General features: G+C 68.5%; 16 protein-coding genes. 6 read left to right on the plus strand and 10 right to left on the minus strand.

Annotation, left to right across the window (positions count from 1 at the left end):
• Positions 1-23: 23 nt before the first annotated feature.
• Complete coding sequence (leuS, locus tag C1H84_RS00600; RefSeq protein ID WP_181727999.1) at positions 24-2,513, minus strand: leucine--tRNA ligase; 2,490 nt, start codon at positions 2,511-2,513, stop codon at positions 24-26.
• A 274-nt stretch (positions 2,514-2,787) separates the two neighbouring features.
• On the opposite strand from leuS, the gene C1H84_RS00605 reads away from it, so the two are divergent.
• Positions 2,788-3,291, plus strand: coding sequence for a hypothetical protein (locus C1H84_RS00605; RefSeq protein WP_047119158.1), 504 nt, complete (start codon positions 2,788-2,790; stop codon positions 3,289-3,291).
• An 88-nt stretch (positions 3,292-3,379) separates the two neighbouring features.
• Complete coding sequence (locus tag C1H84_RS00610) at positions 3,380-5,194, plus strand: HNH endonuclease signature motif containing protein (protein WP_113606271.1); 1,815 nt, start codon at positions 3,380-3,382, stop codon at positions 5,192-5,194.
• A 76-nt stretch (positions 5,195-5,270) separates the two neighbouring features.
• On the opposite strand, the gene glpK is transcribed toward C1H84_RS00610, so the two are convergent.
• The 3 genes from glpK to C1H84_RS00625 all read right to left on the minus strand — a co-directional run bounded on the left by glpK (position 5,271) and on the right by C1H84_RS00625 (position 9,293).
• Positions 5,271-6,791 (minus strand): glycerol kinase GlpK, encoded by a 1,521-nt coding sequence (glpK, locus tag C1H84_RS00615; RefSeq protein WP_047119160.1) that lies wholly within the window; start codon positions 6,789-6,791, stop codon positions 5,271-5,273.
• A gap of 31 nt (positions 6,792-6,822) precedes the next feature.
• Positions 6,823-7,551 carry an MIP/aquaporin family protein gene (locus C1H84_RS00620; RefSeq protein WP_113606272.1) on the minus strand — a complete coding sequence of 243 codons (729 nt, stop codon included), beginning with the start codon at positions 7,549-7,551 and terminating at the stop codon, positions 6,823-6,825.
• A gap of 65 nt (positions 7,552-7,616) precedes the next feature.
• Positions 7,617-9,293: a glycerol-3-phosphate dehydrogenase/oxidase gene (locus C1H84_RS00625; protein ID WP_113606273.1), complete on the minus strand. Its 1,677-nt coding sequence runs from the start codon at positions 9,291-9,293 to the stop codon at positions 7,617-7,619.
• 107 nt (positions 9,294-9,400) lie between these two features.
• On the opposite strand from C1H84_RS00625, the gene C1H84_RS00630 reads away from it, so the two are divergent.
• The 4 genes from C1H84_RS00630 to C1H84_RS00645 all read left to right on the plus strand — a co-directional run bounded on the left by C1H84_RS00630 (position 9,401) and on the right by C1H84_RS00645 (position 12,818).
• Entirely contained in the window at positions 9,401-10,408 is a 1,008-nt protein-coding gene (locus C1H84_RS00630; protein WP_342352831.1) for a sugar-binding transcriptional regulator, read from the plus strand.
• A gap of 10 nt (positions 10,409-10,418) precedes the next feature.
• Positions 10,419-11,288 (plus strand): alpha/beta fold hydrolase, encoded by an 870-nt coding sequence (locus C1H84_RS00635; RefSeq protein ID WP_053798106.1) that lies wholly within the window; start codon positions 10,419-10,421, stop codon positions 11,286-11,288.
• A gap of 259 nt (positions 11,289-11,547) precedes the next feature.
• Positions 11,548-12,549: a glycosyltransferase family 2 protein gene (locus C1H84_RS00640; protein WP_280524248.1), complete on the plus strand. Its 1,002-nt coding sequence runs from the start codon at positions 11,548-11,550 to the stop codon at positions 12,547-12,549.
• Positions 12,465-12,818 carry a hypothetical protein gene (locus tag C1H84_RS00645; RefSeq protein ID WP_047119165.1) on the plus strand — a complete coding sequence of 118 codons (354 nt, stop codon included), beginning with the start codon at positions 12,465-12,467 and terminating at the stop codon, positions 12,816-12,818. Before C1H84_RS00640 ends, C1H84_RS00645 begins: the two co-directional genes overlap by 85 nt.
• Here the strand turns inward: C1H84_RS00645 and C1H84_RS00650 are convergent.
• The 6 genes from C1H84_RS00650 to mihF all read right to left on the minus strand — a co-directional run bounded on the left by C1H84_RS00650 (position 12,815) and on the right by mihF (position 18,599).
• On the minus strand, positions 12,815-14,779 hold the full coding sequence (locus C1H84_RS00650) for a primosomal protein N' family DNA-binding protein (RefSeq protein WP_113606275.1): 1,965 nt from the start codon (positions 14,777-14,779) through the stop codon (positions 12,815-12,817). The two genes, C1H84_RS00645 and C1H84_RS00650, sit on opposite strands and share 4 nt — an antisense overlap.
• A 5-nt stretch (positions 14,780-14,784) precedes the next feature.
• A complete protein-coding gene (gene metK, locus C1H84_RS00655) occupies positions 14,785-15,990 on the minus strand; it encodes a methionine adenosyltransferase (protein ID WP_047119167.1) in 1,206 nt (401 codons plus the stop codon).
• Positions 15,991-16,066: 76 nt separating this feature from the next.
• Entirely contained in the window at positions 16,067-17,293 is a 1,227-nt protein-coding gene (gene coaBC / locus C1H84_RS00660) for a bifunctional phosphopantothenoylcysteine decarboxylase/phosphopantothenate--cysteine ligase CoaBC (protein ID WP_113606276.1), read from the minus strand.
• Positions 17,294-17,425: 132 nt separating this feature from the next.
• Positions 17,426-17,704, minus strand: a complete 279-nt coding sequence (gene rpoZ, locus C1H84_RS00665; protein WP_047119169.1) for a DNA-directed RNA polymerase subunit omega — start codon at positions 17,702-17,704, stop codon at positions 17,426-17,428.
• Positions 17,697-18,260 (minus strand): guanylate kinase, encoded by a 564-nt coding sequence (gmk, locus tag C1H84_RS00670; RefSeq protein WP_047119170.1) that lies wholly within the window; start codon positions 18,258-18,260, stop codon positions 17,697-17,699. The genes rpoZ and gmk overlap by 8 nt, the downstream gene beginning before the upstream one ends.
• Before the next feature lie 3 nt (positions 18,261-18,263).
• On the minus strand, positions 18,264-18,599 hold the full coding sequence (gene mihF, locus C1H84_RS00675; RefSeq protein ID WP_047119171.1) for an integration host factor, actinobacterial type: 336 nt from the start codon (positions 18,597-18,599) through the stop codon (positions 18,264-18,266).
• Positions 18,600-18,685: the final 86 nt, after the last annotated feature.

Raw genomic sequence — 18,685 nt, forward strand, 5'->3', positions numbered from 1 at the left:
TTACGGTACGCGTCGGGCCGGACCTACGGCGCCGGGACCACGTTCACGAGCTTCGGGGCGCGCACGATCACCTTCAGCGGCGCCTTCCCGTCGAGCATGCGCACGACGGCCTCGTGGGCCAGCGCCTGCTCGCGCAGCGCGTCCTCGGAGATGTCCACCGGGACCTCAAGGCGTGCGCGCACCTTGCCCTTGATCTGCACCACGGCGGTGACGGTGTCGTCCACCAGCAGCGACTCGTCGACCGTCGGCCAGGCGCTGGTCACGACGCTCGGGGCGTAGCCCAGCGCCTGCCACATGTCCTCCGCGGTGTACGGGGCGAACAGGCTCAGCAGCTGCGCGATAACGGTGGCCGCCTCGCGCACCGCGGGATCCGCTGCGCCGGCGCCCGAGTCGATGGTCTTGCGGGTGGCGTTGACCAATTCCATGGTCTTGGCGATCACCACGTTGAACTTCCCCGAGTCCAGCAGCTGGGCGGATTCGTGCACGGTGCGGTGGGTGACCTGGCGCAGCGCCTTGTCCCCTGCCGCGTAGTCCACGCCCGGGGCGCTGGCCACGTCCTGGGCCACGCGCCAGGCGCGGGCCAGGAACTTCTGCGAACCGTACGGCGAGACGTCGGCCCAGTCCACGTCGTCCTCCGGAGGGGAGGCGAACACCATGGTCAGGCGCACCGCGTCCACGCCGAACTTGTCCAGCTGCTGGCCCAGGTCCACGCCGTTGCCCAGCGACTTGCTCATGGCCTTGCCGCCGTTGAGCACCTGGCCCTGGTTCAGCAGCGCGCTGAACGGCTCCTGCACGTCGATCAGGCCCAGGTCGTAGATGACCTTGGTGAAGAAGCGGGAGTACAGCAGGTGCAGGATCGCGTGCTCGACGCCGCCGACGTACTGCCCCACCGGCATCCAGTCGCGCACGGCCTTCGGGTCGAAGGGGCCCTCGGTGTAGTTCGGGGAGACGAAACGCAGGAAGTACCAGGAGGAGTCCACGAAGGTGTCCATGGTGTCGGTGTCGCGCTTGGCGGCGCCGCCGCAGGTCGGGCAGGACACGTTGACCCAGTGATCGGCGGCCGCCAGCGGGCTGGTGCCCTTCGGGGCCAGCTGCTCGCCGCGCAGGTCATCGGGCAGGCGCACCGGCAGCTGGTCCTCGGGAACCGGCACCTCGCCGCAGGCCTCGCAGTGGATGATCGGGATCGGGGTGCCCCAGAAGCGCTGGCGGGACAGCAGCCAGTCGCGCAGGCGGAAGTTCACGGTGTGCTCGCCGGTGCCGGCGGCCTGGACGATCTCGATGGCCTTGGCGATCGCGTCGGCCTTCTCCAGGCCGTCCAGTGCGCCGGAGTTCACCAGCTTGCCCTCGCCGGCGGTGGCGATGCCGGTCTCGTTCGGGTCTTCCAGCCCGGTTTCGACGACCACGCGCACCGGCAGGTCGAAGGTGCGGGCGAAGTCCAGGTCGCGCTGGTCGTGCGCGGGCACTGCCATGATCGCGCCGGTGCCGTAGTCGGCCAGCACGTAGTCGGCGGCCCAGATCGGCAGCTTTTCCCCCGAGAGCGGGTTGATGCCAAAGCGCCCGGTGAACACGCCGGTCTTCTCGCGCTCGGTGGACTGGCGCTCGATCTCGGACAGCGCCTTGACCTGCTCCTGGTAGGCTTCCAGGGCTTCGCGGTGCTCGTCGGTGACCAGTTCTCCGGCCAGGTCCGCGTCCGCGGCGACCACCATGAAGGTCGCGCCGTACAGGGTGTCCGGGCGGGTGGTGAAGACCGGGATCTTCACCGCAGGCTTCTCATCGTGCGCCTCGATCTCGAAGGTCACCTCGGCGCCTTCGGAGCGGCCGATCCAGTTCTTCTGCATCAGCAGCACGCGCTCGGGCCAGTGGCCCTTGAGCTGCTCCATGTCCTCCAGCAGGCGGTCGGCGTAGTCGGTGATCTTGAAGTACCACTGGTTCAGCGACTTCTTGGTCACCTGCGTGCCGCAGCGTTCGCAGGCGCCGTTGACGACCTGCTCGTTGGCCAGCACGGTCTGGTCCTTCGGGCACCAGTTCACCGGGTGGTCCTTGCGGTAGGCCAGGCCCTTCTCGTAGAACTTGGTGAACAGCCACTGGGTCCAGCGGTAGTACTCCGGATCCGAGGTGTGCAGGCGGCGGTCCCAATCGGCGGAGATGGCGTAGCGCTTGAAGCTGGCGGCCTGGGTGTCGATGTTGGTGTAGGTCCAGTCCGAGGGGTGCGCGTTGTTCTTGATCGCTGCGTTTTCCGCGGGCAGGCCGAAGGAGTCCCAGCCGATCGGGTGCATGACATCGTAGCCGCGCAAGCGCCAGTACCGAGCCACGACGTCGCCCATGGCGAAGGCCTCGGCGTGGCCCATGTGCAGGTCGCCCGAGGGGTAGGGGAACATGTCCAGGACGTAGCGGCGTTCACGCGTGCCGTCGTCGGCCGGCTTGAACACCTCTAGCTCGTCCCAAACCGGTAGCCACTTGGACTCAATGTCCTTGAAGTCGTAGGTTCTGGTCTCGTTCGTCGATGATGTCACTGAGCTCTTCTCACAGATTCGCGGAAAAATTTCCTGACGGAAAACTGGTTTCTGCTTCCAGACACAACAAAAGCCCCCAAATTTCCACTCGGGGGTACGGCCGTCAGGCCGCTCTTAGACTAGGTCGCGCTGGGAATACATAGGGTGATTCTATCGCACCCCGGGCGGTGCATGCCGCATCGATGAAGCGCAAGCTTGCCCACAGTCCGCGCCGCGGCACCTTCGCGCCTGAAACATCGATGCGGTCGATCGCGCCATCGGCCACAATGGGCTCATGATCCCATGCTTCCCGCGCCGTGCGCGCCGCGTCCTCGCCCCGGGCCTGCTGCTGCCCGTCGGCGCGCTCCTGCTCTCGGGCTGCGCCATGCTCGGCACCTACGAAGGGCACACCTGCGACGGCAGGAAACCTGTCGCCTCCCTGGAGCAAGCCGGCCGCCAGCTGGTCCAGGCCGCGTACGACCAGGACGTGGAAGCCGCCTGCCGGGTGGCAACCCCCTACGCCGGCGTCGAGCTGGAGCCGAGCATGCTCGGCAGGACCCGGGAGCTGCTGGCAGGCGCCGGGGTCACCCCGCAGAATGTGCAGGTGCTGGTCGGCGAGCAGATGGGCAGCTCCTATTCCGTGCTGCTGGGCAGCACGGAGGGAGAGGGCCGGGTCGCCGTCACCGGCCACGCGGTGTGGGACGCCGGCTTCACCATCTCGCTGCCCGACGACGCCTATCCGGAGCTGCCGCAGGCGCCTGGGGACCCTGCCTCGCCACCCTCCTCCGCGGCGCCCTAGGCCGCAGCCGGAAAATCGGCTGGCCGGGTTATCCACACTGCGCAGGCGCCTGCCCCCGCGCCGCCGGCTTCGGCCCGAGGCTGGATTCATGACCACCGAAGCCCTGCTCACCGCGCTGCACACCTTGTGCACCTCCCCGAAGCATCTGGGGACCCAGCTCACCGCTGGCATGCTGGTGCGCCTGGGCGCGCTGTGCCTGGCACTGTTCACCGCGCTCGGCCGGCTGGTCCACGAGGCGCGCGATCCCCGCCTGGTCCTCGCCCATGCGCAGCTAGTGGAGCAGTTCGCCCAGCAGGTGCACCGCGAGCAGCTGGCCGGCGCGCTGGAGGCCGAGGTCACCGGCGCGGCCGGGCTCAGCCTGGCCACCTACGATGCGTTGCGCGCCGGAACCTGCGATCTGGAGGCCGAGCCCGAGTTCGCCTCCGGGCGGGCTGGCTACAAGACCGCCGGCGATCTGCTCGCCGCATGGCTGGGCATCACCTATTTCGAGGCGCAACGCCGGATCGACGACGCGCACCTGCTCATCGGCCGGCGCACCGCCCAGGGCACCATCTGCGCGCCGCGCTTCGAGCACCTGGCCAGCATCTACGCCCAGGGCCAGGCCGACCGCCGCGCCATCGCCGGCACCGCCCGCAGCCTGGAGAAGCTCGAAAAACCGGACACCACCTTCGACGGGGTGCCCTGTTCGCTCACCGCCCGCGCGGCCGACGGCAGGCTGCTGGAGGAGCATGCAGCCGACGCGCTGCGCGAGCTCGGCCCGATCGAGGCGCGCAAGCAGATCGGCACGCAGATCAAGACCTACAAGGAGCTGCACGAGGAAAAGCTCCCGCCGGACCTGGGCCTGTTCATCGGGCCAGTCGTCCGGGGTGTGCACACCTTCACCCTGCGCACCCTGGCCGCCCACGCGGAGTACCTGCGCTCGGTAGCGGCCCAGTCCGGCAGCAAACGCACCAAGGCCGGCAAGCACGCGCGCAAGCCCGACGCGGATCAGGCCGTTTCGCCCGAGCCCCCGGACGCCCCCGCACAACAGGAATCCCCCGCAGCGGAGAATGAGGGCACCGCGTCCGGCGATCAGCGGCCGACGCCTGACTGGCTCCAGCCCGAGGGGCCGATGCCCGACTGGGCCGCGGAAGACCCGGAGCCCTCCAGCAGCGCGGACCAGCAGCCCGATCAGGAGTCCCCAGCGGGCGCCGCAGCGGATGATGACGGTCCGAAGCCCGATCCCGACGCCGAACCACATGAAAACGACGCCGAGGAGCCGGCCGCCGAGGAGCCGAACGCCCCGCTGCGCCGGCTGAACGCGCTGATGGCCATCCTCACCACGTCGTTCACGGGGAGCGCCGCGAAGCCGATCGTGCCGAAGATCCTGGTCTACCTGCGGCTCAAGGACCTGCAGAACCTGGCCGAGGCCCATGGCATCAGCGCCCACGGGGTGGACATCCCGCCGGGCGAGCTGAGAAAACTACTGGTCACAGCCCGGGTGATCCCGCTGGTGCTGGGCGGCAACAGCCAACCGCTGGACGTCGGACGCTCCAGGCGCTTCCACCAGGGATACATCAAGATGGCGGTGATGGCCCGTGATCGCGGGTGCATTGTGCCCGAATGCACGACGCCCCCGGACCTGGTGGAGATCGACCACTACAAGAAGCCATGGGCGGAAGGCGGCACGACCAGCGTCGACTCCGGGGCGGCGATGTGCTCCAACGAGCACCACGGCCGCCACTCCGGCCAGCTGAAAGTGGTCGACGTCAACGGGCTGCCGCAAGTGCTGCTGCCGCCGCACCTTGATCCCGAGCAGAAGCCCCGGCGCAATACCTACTGGGGCGCCCTGCAGCTCGACGACGACCCGCCCGGCGGCGCTGGGCCCCCGGCCACGGATCCTCCCGCGGACCGGCGCGGGTGAACGAAAAAGGATCCCGGCCAACCTGGTGGTTGACCGGGATCAGTGGTCGGCCGACTGCTGGGCCGTCGGGAAAACGCTAGGCCTTGGTGTCTTCGTCGACCCAGTCGAAGGTGCGGGTGACGGCCTTCTTCCACAGCCGCAGGCTGCGTTCGCGCTCTTCGGCACCCATCACAGGCTCCCAGCGCTTGTCCTCTGACCAGTTCGCCTCCAGCTCGCCCAGGTCCTTCCAGAACCCGACGGCCAGGCCGGCCGCGTAGGCGGCGCCCAGCGCGGTGGTCTCGGTGACCTTCGGGCGGACCACGGGCACGCCGAGGATATCGGCTTGGAACTGCATCAGGTGCTCGTTGGCGACCATGCCGCCATCCACCTTCAGCTCGGTCAGCGGCACCTCGGCGTCGGCGTTGACCGCGTCCAGCACCTCGCGGGTCTGGAACGCGGTGGACTCCAGGGCCGCGCGGGCGATGTGGTGCTTGTCCGCGAAGCGGGTCAGCCCGACGATCGCGCCGCGCGCGTCCGAACGCCAGTACGGGGCGAACAGGCCGGAGAACGCCGGCACGATGTACACCCCACCGTTGTCCTCGACGTGGCTGGCCAGTTCCTCGATCTCCGGGGCGCTGGCGATCATGCCGATGTTGTCGCGCAGCCACTGCACCAGCGACCCGGCGACCGCGATCGAGCCCTCCAGCGCGTACACCGGGGCGGCGTCGCCCAGCTTGTAGGCCAGCGTAGTGATCAGCCCGTTGCTTGAGGAGACGATCTCCTGCCCGGTGTTGAAGATCAGGAAGCAGCCGGTGCCGTAGGTGTTCTTCGCGGTGCCCGCGCCGAAGGCGGCCTGCCCAAAGGTTGCCGCCTGCTGGTCGCCCAGGATGCCGGCGACCGGCACCTCGCGCAGCAGCTGGTTGGAGGCGACCGTGCCGTACACCTCGGAGGAGGACTTGATCGCTGGCAGCATCGAGGCGGGAACCCCGAAGTCGGCCAGGATCTGCTCGTCCCACTGCAGGGTTTCAAGGTTCATGAACAGGGTGCGCGAGGCGTTGGTGACGTCGGTGGTGTGCACGCCGCCCTCCGGCCCGCCGGTCAAATTCCACAGCACCCACGTGTCGGTGGTGCCGAACAGCAGGTCGCCGGCCTCGGCACGTTCGCGCGCCCCGTCGACGTTCTCCAGGATCCACTTGATCTTGGTGCCGGCGAAGTAGGTCGCCAGCGGCAGCCCGACACGGTCCTTGTAGCGCTCGATCCCGCCCTCGGCGGACAGCGCGTCGACGATGTCCTGGGTGCGGGTGTCCTGCCAGACGATCGCGTTGTATACCGGCTCACCGGTGTGCTTGTCCCACACCACGGTGGTTTCGCGCTGGTTGGTGATGCCGACGACCTCGATGTCGTGGCGGGTCAGGTTCTCCTTGGCCAGCGCGGTGCCGATGACCTCGCGCACGTTGTCCCAGATCTCGATCGGGTTGTGCTCCACCCATCCGGCGGCCGGGAAAATCTGCTCGTGCTCCTTCTGCCCCACGGAGACGACCTCTCCGGCGTGGTCGAAGACGATGGCGCGGGAGCTGGTGGTTCCCTGGTCAATGGCGATGACGTACTTGTTGCTCACTGTCGATCAACTTTCTCTAGTGGGTGCGGCATTACAGCAGGACGGCGACGGCCAGGCCGCCCAAGGCTCCGCCGGCCAGCGGACCGAAGACGGGAACCCACGAGTAGGCCCAGTCCGAGGACCCCTTGCCGGGGATCGGCAGCACCGCATGCGCAAGACGCGGGGCGAGGTCACGTGCTGGATTGATAGCGTATCCGGTTGCTCCGCCGAGGGATAGGCCGATCGCGACGACCAGCAGGCCGACCGCCAGCGGGCCGAGCCCGTGCGGCGTCCCGCCGAAGCCGCCGATCACGAACACCAGCACGAAGGTGCCGATGGCTTCGGAGACCACGTTCCACCCGTAGGAGCGGATGGCCGGGCCGGTGGCGAACACTCCGAGCACCTTGCCCTGGTTGGCCGGCTCGTCGAAGTGCTTCTTGTAGGCCAGCCAGGCGGTGACGGCGCCCAGGAAAGCGCCGATGAACTGCGCGGCCACGTAGACCAGCGCGGTCGCTGCCGACTTCGGGATGCCTGGGGCCAGCTCGGTTGCTTCGGGGTTCACCATCAATCCCAGGGTGACCGCGGGATTCAGGTGGGCGCCGGACGGGGCCGAAACCCAGACACCGGAGAAGACGGCCAGGCCCCAGCCGAAGCTGATGGCGACCCACCCTGCGGCGCTGCCCAGGGTGCCCTTCAGCGAGACGTTGGCGCAAACGCCGGCGCCCATGAGAACGAGGATAAAAGTACCGGTGAATTCGGAAATGAACACTTGCAGGGGCATCTTTGACCTTTGAGGTGATATCACATCCTGCCGGCGGCGATCTGCCGCCGGCAGCAACGGCAGGCTCAGTCCAGGTCGACCCCGTGGCTGCCTGCCAGGACCGAGATCGTATGGGCGATCTCGGCCTGGGTCTGGGTGTCATCCCAGCCCATCGGCCCAGCCAGGCAGCGTGCCGCCTCGCTGACCAGATCCTTGGTGACCAGGCCTCGGAAGGCCAGGTTGGTGCGGCGGATGAAGACGTCGATCAGGCGGCCTACCTGCTCGTGGGCGGCCATGTAGGCCAGCTCCTGGCAGGACAGCTCGTCGGAGTGCTGCAGCGCGGTGTCCTCGCCAAGCTGGGCCAGCACCGCGTCCGCTCCGGTGCCGTAGCGCTCGAGCAGCACCCGCAGGCGGTCGCGCCCGGCGGCGTTCTCGCGCGCGGCGTACCAGGCGGCCAGCTCGCCCTCGTTCATCGGGAAGTCCTTGCCGCCGCCGATCGGCACGCCGGCGGTGGAGCGGATCTCGCGCTCCCCCAGGAATTCCAGCGCCTTGCCGCCCAGGTTCTCGCTCAGTGCGCGGAACGTCGTCCACTTGCCGCCGATCAGCGAGAGCATCGTGGTGGTGTCGGTGAGCCGGGTTTCGCGCACCTGATAGTCGCGGGAGACGAAGCCGGGGGCGGTGTCGTCGTGGTTCGGCAGCGGGCGCACGCCGGAGAACTTGTAGACGATCTGCTCGCGGCGCACGGTGATGCGCGGGAAGACGTGGTGGACCAGCTCGAAGAAGTAGTCGACCTCTTCCTCGGTGCACACCGCCGGCTCGGCCATGTCGTGCTCCAGGTCGGTGGTGCCCACCAGCACGCGCCCGAGCATCGGGTAGATCAGCACGATGCGCCCGTCCTCGTGCTCGAAGAAGATCTCGCGTCCGCCGGTGGCCGCGAGCAGCTCGGGGTGGTCCAGCACGATGTGCGAGCCCTTGGTGCCGCCGGTCCACTTGGTCTTCCGGCCCAGCTGCTCATTGGTCACGTCGACCCAGGCGCCGGTCGCGTTGATGATGACCTCGGCGTCGAAGTCGAAGCTCTGCCCGGTCAGCACGTCGCGCAGCTGCGCGGTGCCCCCGTCGACCCCTGCCAGTTCCACGTAGTTGCTGGCGCGGGCGTCCGGGTTGGCGCGCAGGCCTTCCTGCAGCACGTCCAGGGTCAGGCGCTCAGGGTTGTGCACCGAGGCGTCGAAGTAGGTCGCGGTGTACTTCACGTCGTCGCGCAGGGCCGGCAGGTCCTTGCGGGCCGCGGCGCCGGCCTTGAAGTTGTGCCACGGGGTGTTGCGCCCGCCGACTCCGGCGAACACGTCGTACATCACCAATCCGGCCTTGATCAGGGCGGCGCCGCGTTCGGTCGGCTTGCCGGACTTGTGGGTCACAAAGCGCATCGGAGCGGAGAGGATCCCCGAGAAGGTGGAGAAGATCGGGATGGTGGTCTGCAGCGGCTTGACGTAGTGCGGGGCGATCTGAAGCAGCGAATTGCGCTCCTGCACCGACTCGTGCACCAGGCGGAACTCGCCGTTTTCCAGGTAGCGGATGCCGCCGTGGATCATGTGCGAGCTGGCGCCCGACGCGCCTTGGCAGTAGTCTCCGCGTTCGACCAGCGCAACGTCGAGGCCCTGCATGGCAAGGTAGCGGAAGGTGGCGACACCGTTGATGCCGCCGCCGACGACCAGAACCCGTGCCTGGGGCCGTTCGCGCAGTTTGGCCAGCTGTTCCCGATTCACGACGTGTTGCCCCTTTGTAACGATTGAGTAGTTCTACGGGTTAGTGTTGTCGGTAGTTTGCAAAGCGGTCAAATGAATTGCACAAACGTGCAGAAATGGTCAGATTGATGCAGAAACCACCCCCTGCAGGGCCCTACCGGCGCCCTGCGCATGACACATCCGTGCAGTACGGCACCCGTGAGAAGGACGCGCTGCGCGCCGCCCAGCTGTATTACCTGCAGGATTTGAAGATGGAGGTCATCGCCCGCGAGCTGGGCACCTCCCGCTCGACCGTCTCGCGGCTGCTCACCCACGCCAAGCGCACCGGCATGGTCTCGATCAGCATCTCCCCCAGCGCCGGAATGTCAGCCCAGCTCTCCGGCCGGCTGGCCGAGCGCTTCGGTATCAACGTGCAGGTGGTGCCCACCGACGGCTCCATGGACGACGCGGAACTGCTCTCCCGCGTCGCCGCGCACGCGGCGCACCAGCTAGGAGCGATGGTCTCCTCCTCGATGACGATCGGGGTGGCCTGGGGTTCGACCATGCAGGCGGTGTCCACCGCGCTCAGCTCCCACCCCACCCATGACACCGTGATCGTGCAGCTGAACGGCGCGGCGAACCCGGTCACCAGCGGCGTGCGCTACGCCAGCGAGATCCTCACCCGCTTCGGCGAGGCGTTCACCGCGCGTACCGAGCAGTTCCCGGTGCCGGCGTTTTTCGACCGCGCGTCCACGCGCCGGGCGATGTGGCAGGAAACCTCGGTCAAGCGCGTGCTCAAGGTGCAGTCGGAGATGAACCTGGCGGTGTTCTCGCTGGGCGCGGCCGGGTCGGATGTCACCTCGCAGGTCTACCGCGGCGGCTACCTGAGCAAGCAGGAGACCGCGCAGCTGGCGAAGATCGGTGTGGTGGGCGACGTGGCGACGGTGTTCTTCGACCGGCACGGGCACAGCTCCGGGATCGGGATCAACGCCCGCTCCACCGGGCCCGCGCTCGATACCCTGCGCCGGGTGCCGCAGCGCTTCTGCGTGGTGGCCGGCCGGGGCAAGATCGAGGCCGTGCGCGGGGCGCTGAACGGCGGGCTGATCACCGATTTGGTGATCGACGAGGGCGCGGCCCTGGCGCTGCTGGACGGGTAGGATTTGAGGCATGAGCCCACGCACGCAACTTGTCAGCACGCACCGCCTCTTCGGCTCCGCCACCAAGGTCTTCACCTACCGGGCCGTGCCTGCCGAATCGCGCGGCGTGCTCTTCGCGGTGCACGGCTTCCGCGGCGACCACCACGGGCTGGACCGCATCATCGCCCAGCTTCCCGGCTACACCGTGGTGGTGCCCGACCTGCCCGGCTTCGGCAGCTCCAGCTCCATGACCCAGGCCCCGCACGACGTCGAGGGCTACGCCCGGATGCTCGACGTGCTGGCCGACGAGCTGCAGCTGGGCCCGGCCACCCACCTGCTCGGGCACTCCTTCGGGTCCATCATCGCCGCCAGGCTGGCCGCCGGGCGCGACTTCGCCTCGTTGACCCTGCTCAATCCGATCTCCGAACCGGCGCTGGAATCCTCCCAGGCGCTGCTGGCGCAGCTGACCAGCGGCTACTACGCCCTGTGCGCGGCGTTGCCGGCCGGCATCGGCGAGCCGCTGCTGCGATCGAGGCTGTTCACCGACGGCATGTCGCTGGTGATGACCAAGAGCCGCGACCCGCAGATGCGCCGCTATGTGCGCGACCAGCACCGCGCGTACTTCGGCGGATTCCACTCCCGCGATACCCTGGCCGAAGCCTACCTGGCCTCGATCAGCCACACCGTGGGCGAATACTCCCGGGTCATCGGCATCCCGACGCTGATGGTCGGCGGGCAGCAGGACGAGCTGGGTTCCCCGGCCACCCAGGAGGCGCTGCGCGCCACGTTCGCCGACGCGCGGCTGCTGATGCTGCCCGACGTCGGCCACCTGATCCACTATGAGAAGGCGCCCCAGGCTGCGGCCGCGGTGCGGCGCTTCCTGGAGGGGCTCGGCGGTTAAGCACGCAGCTGGGGCGGCGCCTGTCCGCGGCCCTCGTCATGAAGGTGTGACCCGCCCCGCCAGGCGCTAGAGTACCAGGCCGGCCCGCTATCTGCGTTCGCGGGTTTGGCCGGGGAAATGGGGGCGCATGGCATAGGGGGAATTAGCTGGGTCGCTGCGGCGGTGCCTGGGCCTGGTCCGCGCGCGGCTTTCGCAACGCGGCATCCGAGCGTCGGACACCGGTCCCACGGCCAGCTCCGGCAGCGCGCGCGTCGCGGTCATCGTCCCGGTCTTCAACGCGATGCCCTACCTGGGCGAACTGCTCGACAGCCTGGCGGCGCAGGACCTGGATCCGGAGCACTTCGAGCTCATCCTGGTCGACGACGGCTCCACCGACGGCGGGCCGCAGCTCATGGACCGATTCGCCGCCGCGCACCCGCGCACCCGGGTGATCCGCCAGCGCAACAGCGGGTGGCCGGGCCAGCCGCGCAACCGCGGGCTGGCGGCCACCGAGGCGGACTACGTCTTCTTCGCCGATGCCGGCGACATGCTGGCCAGCCACGCCCTGCGCAGCATGCTGGACTACGCGCAGCTGCACCAGGCGGACATGGTGCTCCCGCGCATCGCCGGGCTCAACGGCCGCCCGGTGAACCGCACGCTGCTGGCCAAGAACAACCCCAAGGCCGAGCTGCGCGAGGTTTTCGCCACCCTCGCGCCGCAGAAACTCATCCGCCGCGCGCTGATCGAGCGCCTGGAGCTGCGTTTCCCCGAGGGGCGGGTGCGGCTGGAAGACGGCATCTTCATCACCGCCTGCTATCTGGCCGCCGAGCGCACCGCGGTACTGGCGGACGACGACTACTACTTCCTGCGCGCCCGCCAGGACGCCAACAACATCAGCGCCCGCAAGGCCGACCCGGAGGGCTGCACCCGGTCGGTGGCGCGCATCGCCGAGCAGGTCCGCGCCGCGCGGCTTCCGGCCGATCTGGAACAGGGCATGGTGCTCGACCTCTACCGGCGCAAGATCCTGCGCACCTACCGGCCCGGACGCTGGCTGGGGATGGGCCGGTGGCGGCGGCGCAGCTGGAATCGCAGCTTGGCTTCCCGCACCGGCAGCGCTCGGCGGCGCTGCGCACCGGGGATGCCCGGCAGATGCAGGCGTGGGCGCTGCTCGAGCAGCTGCTGGCCGCGCACTGGAATGTGCGGCAGGACAGGCAGGGCGGGCAAGCCGCAGGAGTCCCGCACTTCGTTCCTGCCGGCCCGCCGCCGCAGCTGGCCGAGCTGATCCTGCGCCCACGCCACGGCGGCGCGGACGCGGCCCTGCCCCTGCGCCCCGCGGCGGACGCGTTCGCGCTGCACGGCGAACAGGAGCTGCAGCCCTTGACCCCGGACATCTACGACGTGTACGTGCAGGCCAGCCACCGCCAGGTGCAGGGCGAACCGCGGCGCGTCCGGGTGGGCCGGCGCGACTGGGCGGGACACCGCTTCTACGCGACGGTCAACGGCTACCTTAGCCTGGACGCCCGGCCGCGGGATGGGCAGGCCGTGGCCTAGAGGACCTCGTCGGGATCGACCGCGATGGTCGCTACCGGTTCCTTGGCCGCTGACATGCGGGCGCGCAGGGCGCGCAGCGCTTCTGTGACCGCCTGGCCGTGCGCGTAGCTGAAGAACAGCACGTAGCGGTGCTCCACGGGCGGTCCGTCGATGATGCTCGGCCCGTGGATCGCGACCAGCGCCCGGATGTCATCGTCCAGCGCGGCGACCAGCCGTTCGGCACCGGGCCCGGAGACCAGGGCGCTGCGCACGGCCGGCGGCAGCCCGACCTCGCGGCGTTCGGCCAGCTCGCGGTCGGCGAATCCGGCGGCATCCCAGCGCACCAGCGCGGCGCCGGCCGGGCTCGGGCTGCCGGTGAGCACCACGACCCCGCTGCTGCGGGCCAGGCAGGCGGCGGTGAACCAGCGTGCGAGCACCTCCTCGGTGTTGCGCAGCGAATCGTAGGCGAGCATCTTGTCGGCATCCAGCAGCAGCACCGCGGCGTACCCGCCCTCCACGACGGGCTCGACGCCAGGGGTGGCGACCACCAGCGCCGGCTTGTCGCCCAGGCTCGCCAGCGGCTTGGCCCCGGTGGAGGAGAGCACCTTCACCTTGGGGAAGGCCAGGCCAAGCTCCTCGGCGGTGCGGTCGGCGCCGATGCTGGCGGCGCGCACGCGCGGCGAGCCGCACTGCCCGCAGCGGTAGTCGTGGAACTGCTCCCCGCACCAGCGGCAGCCCACATGCGACTGCTTCCCGGCCAGCTGCAGCGGTCCCTGGCACAGCCGGCAGCGCGCCGGAGCCCGGCAGTCCTGGCAGGCCAGCGCCGGCATGAATCCGGTGCGGGCGACCTGCACCAGCACCGGGCCGGTTTCCAGCGCCTTGGTGGCTTCGCGCCAGGCCAGCGACGGGATGCGCACCCGCGCCAGCAGCGGGTCGCGCCCCAGCTCGAAGTCGTTGGTGGTGGCCACCACACGAGGGGTGTGGGCACGCAGCGTGTCGCGCGGCAGCTTCAGCTCGCTGGCCCAGCCGGTGGCCACCAGCCGCTGGGCCTCCACGGAGCGCGACGGGGAAGCCAGCAGCAGCGAGATCCCCGCCTGCTGGCTGCGCAGCAGCGCGACCTCGCGGCTGTGCTGGTAGGGGGCGCGCAATTCGCGGTGCGAGCGGTCGGCGTCCTGCCAGATGATCATCAGTTCCAGGTCCGGCACGTGGCACAGGGCGGCGGAGCGGGTACCGACCACCAGCTGCACGTGCCCGCCGATGGCGCGCAGGAAGTTGCGGTAGCGCGGGGTCGGGCCGTCGTCGGCCTGCAGCCGCGCGTAGGACTGGGCGCCGAGCTGCTCGTCCAGGTGCGCGCACAAGAGGTCAAGGTCGCGCGCGTCGGGCACCACGATGAGCACCCGCGCCCCGCGCTGAAGCACCGGCCGCGCGGCATCCAGCAGGAACCCGGGCCAGGAGCCGTGGAAATTCGGCGCCCAGCTCGCCACCGCGCGCCGGGTGGCCCCGTCGGCCCAGTCCTGCAGCACCGCAGAACCCTGCTCGTAGTGCTCCAGCTGGTTGGGGGCGTCCCCCAGCGCCAGCGCCGGGGCGGTCACCAGCTCCTCGGCCTCGACCTTGGCCGCGCGGGTGGGCACTGCCAGGCGCACCACGTCCCACAGGGTCCCGGCGTAACGCGCGGCGACCAGCGAGGCGGCGGCCAGGACGTCCGGGTGCAGCACCACCCTCTCGGAGATGATTTTCGACAGCGGGCGCAGCTTCATCGCCGGCTGGTGGTCCTCCAGCAGCTCGACGATGAACCCGGCCAGCTGCTGCGGGCCGAAGGGCACCTTTACGCGCACCCCGACCTGGGCTGCCGCGTGCATGGACTCGGGCACCTCGTAGTCGAAGAGGCGGTCCAGGTGCGGGACCGAGGAATCAATCAGCACCCGGGCGACCCGCTTGAGGCGGGCCTGGCCGGGTGCTGAGATGAGGGCGTCTTGCTCCACTGCTGCTAGGCGTTGAACCAGCTGCGCAGAGCGTCGACGCGGTCCAGCTTCTCCCAGGTGAAGTCGTTGTCGTCGCGGCCGAAGTGGCCGTGCGCGGCGGTCTTGCGGTAGATCGGGCGCTTGAGGTCAAGGTCCTCGATGATGCCCAGCGGGCGCAGGTCGAACACCTCGTTGATCGCGGCGGTGATTTTCGCCGGGTCCACGGTCTCGGTGCCGAAGGTCTCCACGTACAGGCCCACCGGACGCGCGACGCCGATCGCGTAGGCCACCTGGACCTCGGCGCGGCTTGCCAGCCCGGCGGCCACGACGTTCTTCGCGACCCAGCGCATGGCGTAGGCGGCCGAGCGGTCGACCTTCGACGGGTCCTTGCCGGAGAAGGCGCCGCCGCCGTGGCGGGCGAAGCCGCCGTAGGTGTCCACAATGATCTTGCGGCCGGTCAGGCCCGCGTCGCCCACCGGGCCGCCGATGATGAACGGTCCCGAGGGGTTCAGGATCACCTTGGTGCTGGAGATGTCCAGCTCCGAGCGCTCCAGGATCGGGGTCACGACCTCCTCGAGCAGGTCGGCCTTCAGGGTATTCAGCTCGTATTCGGAGGCATGCTGGCTGGAGACCACCACGGTGTCCACGGAGACCGGCGTGTCGCCGTCGTAGCCGATGGTGACCTGGGTCTTGCCGTCCGGGCGCAGCAGTGGCATGCGGCCGTTCTTGCGCATCTGGGTCAGGCGTTCGGACAGGCGGTGCGCCAGGAAGATCGGGGTCGGCATCAGCGAGGCGGTCTCGTTCGAGGCGTAGCCGAACATCAGGCCTTGGTCGCCGGCGCCCTGCATGTCGCGCGGGTCCTTCGCGATGCCTTCGCGGGACTCCAACGAGTTGAACACGCCGTCGTGGATCTCCTGGGACTGCTGGCCGATCGAGACCGACACGCCGCAGCGCGCCCCGTCGAAGCCGTTGGCCGAGGAGTCGTAGCCGATGTCCAGGATGGTGCGGCGCACGATCTCCGGGATCTCGACGTAGCCGTTGGTGGTTACCTCGCCCGCCACGTGCACCAGGCCGGTGGTGGTCAGGGTTTCGACGGCGACCTTGGAATCCGGGTCCTGCGCCAGCATGGCGTCGAGGATCGCGTCGGAGATCTGGTCGCAGATCTTGTCCGGGTGGCCCTCGGTAACGGATTCCGAGGTGAAAAGACGTAGTTCAGGGGTTGTTGAAGTCACCTTTGTACTCTATCTGGTCGTATCGACCGGTTGGCAGAACTTGCTGCGTTCGTGACCAAGCGCTATATGGCGCGGCTCACTTTGCGTCGGCAACATGTCCGTTTATTTCGGCGGCGAGCTGCCCGATGACGACGCGGGCCACCTCGATTTTGCTTCCGGCGGCGCCCACTGCAGGTTTCCCGTCGGCGAACAGCACCTGCACGGTGTTGCTGTCGGTCCCGAAGGTCAAGTTGGCGCCGACCTCGTTGACCACCAGCAGCTCGCAGCCCTTGCGCGCGAGCTTCGCCCTGCCGTAGTCCAGCACGCTGCCCTGGTCGTCGCCGGTTTCCGCGGCGAAGCCGACGATCACCGGCGGCAGCTGGTCGTTCGCACCGCGGGCGCAGACGATCTCGGCCAGGATGTCGGGATTGCGCACCAGTTCGATGACCGGTGCCGAATGCTCGTCGCGCTTCTTGATCTTCGAGCCCTCGATAGTCGCCGGGCGGAAGTCGGCGACGGCGGCGTTCATGATCAGCGCGTCCTGCCTCTCGGCGTGGGCGAAGACCGCCTCGCGCAGCTCCAGCGCGCTGGAGGCGTGCACCAGCTCCACCCCGTGCGGGGCCGGCACCTCCAGGTGCGTGGCGATGAGCGTGACCTGGGCGCCGGCGTCACGGGCGGCCTGCGCCAGCGCCACGCCCTGGCGCCCCGAGGAGCGGTTGCCCAGGAAGCGCACCGGATCCAGCGGCTCGCGGGTGCCGCCGGCGGTGATCAGCACCTTGCGACCGGCCAGGATCGGCTCGGAGAGCAGGTCCTGGATGGACTCGAAGATCTGATCGGGCTCGGGCAGGCGGCCGGGGCCGCTGTCCTTGCCGGTCAGCCGTCCCGAGGCCGGTTCGATCACGCGCACCCCGCGCTCGCGCAGCACGGCGGTGTTCGCCACGGTGGCCGGGTGCTGCCACATCTCGGTGTGCATGGCCGGGGCCATGACCACCGGCGCGCGGGTGGCCAGCAAAGTGCCGGTGAGCAGGTCGTCGGCCAGCCCGGAGGCGGCGCGGGCGAGGATGTCGGCGGTGGCCGGCACCACGAGCACCAGATCGGCCTGCTGGCCCAGGCGCACGTGGTTCACGGTATCGACGGCGTCGAAGACGTTGGAGGTCACCGGATTGCCGGAGAGCGCCTCCCAGGTGGCGTTGCCGACGAAGTTGGCGACGTTCCCGGTGGGGATGACGTCGACGTGGTGTCCGGCCTCGCGCAGCAGGCGCAGCAGGAGCACGGATTTGTAGGCGGCGATCCCTGCTGAGACGCCTAAGACGATTCGCTTCACGCAGCTCTTCCTTGGATGGTTGGGCGGTCGCAGTGATTTTCACCGCACCGCGGAGCATCGACCCGTTGCGGGCGTGTTTTTTGGTGCTTAACGAAAAAGAAGGCGCCCACTAATGGGGCGCCACCTTTTCGACTAGTCCTCGGTGACCTCGGCCGGAGTCACCTTCAGGAGGTTCTCATCCAGCTCGCGCAGGGCGATGGTCAGAGGCTTCTCGTTCAGCTTGGTTTCAACCAGCGGACCGACGTACTCGAACAGGCCTTCGTTAAGCTGTGCGTAGTAGGCGTTAATCTGGCGGGCACGCTTAGCCGAATTCAGCACGATCGCGTACTTCGAGTCGTTCGTCTCAAGCAACGAGTCGATCGATGGGTTGATGATTCCCTCTAGGTTGGACACAAGACTCCCTTTAGTCATTCTTCAGCCCCATGAGGGCCACAAGCTCTTCGGCGGCACGTGCGACATCGTCGTTTACGATGGTCACGTCGAATTCTGATTCCGCCGCAAGTTCTAGTTTAGCGGTTTCCAGCCGACGCTGCTGTTCTTCGGGCGTTTCGGTGCCGCGGCCAATCAGGCGGCGGACCAATTCGTCCCATGACGGCGGGGCCAGGAAGACGAATTTTGCCTCGGGCATCGACTCCTTGACCTGGCGGGCACCCTGAAGATCGATCTCCAGCAGCACCTTCTTGCCCTCGGCTACCGCGTCTTCCACCGTTGAGCGGATGGTGCCATAGCTATTCTGGCCGTGGACCACGGCCCACTCCAGCATCTGGCCCTCGTCGACGAGCTGGTGGAACTTCTCGGGGCCCACAAAGAAGTAGTGGACTCCGTCGGTTTCACCGGGTCGTGGATCGCGTGTCGTTGCCGACACCGAAAGCCAGACGTCTGGATAGTTATCTCGGATGTAGGTGGACACGGTGCCCTTACCTACAGCCGTGGGGCCGGCTAGAACAGTTACCGACGCAACGGTCATTGACTACACTTTCGTTTTTGGCGGGCTTTGCTTGAAGTGCTCGGTAATTGCGGTGCGTTGCTTGCGTCCCAGTCCGCGCAGCCGGCGGGATGGGGAAATGCCAAGTCGCTCCAGCAAATTCGCCGCGCGTACTTCACCAACGCCCGGTACCGATTCCAGAAGGTCCATGACACGCATGCGTCCCACGGCCTCATCTTCGTATACCAAGTCTAGTACCTCGGTGATGGAAATTTTGCCGGCACTGAACTGGGCCTTGATTTCAGCACGACGGGTGCGGGCAGCAAGTGCTTTGGCGCGTGCCCGGATGCGGTCTTCGTCAGAGAGTTCTCGCAGAACCATCGTTCAGCCATCCTTAATGTGTAGTGGACTAAGGCTATGAACCGAACATAGCTTTCCAACACGCGTTTGGCAAGACTAATCGCGTT

It is taken from the genome of Glutamicibacter soli, from assembly GCF_003309065.1.
GTDB classification, from domain to species: Bacteria; Actinomycetota; Actinomycetes; order Actinomycetales; family Micrococcaceae; genus Glutamicibacter; species Glutamicibacter soli.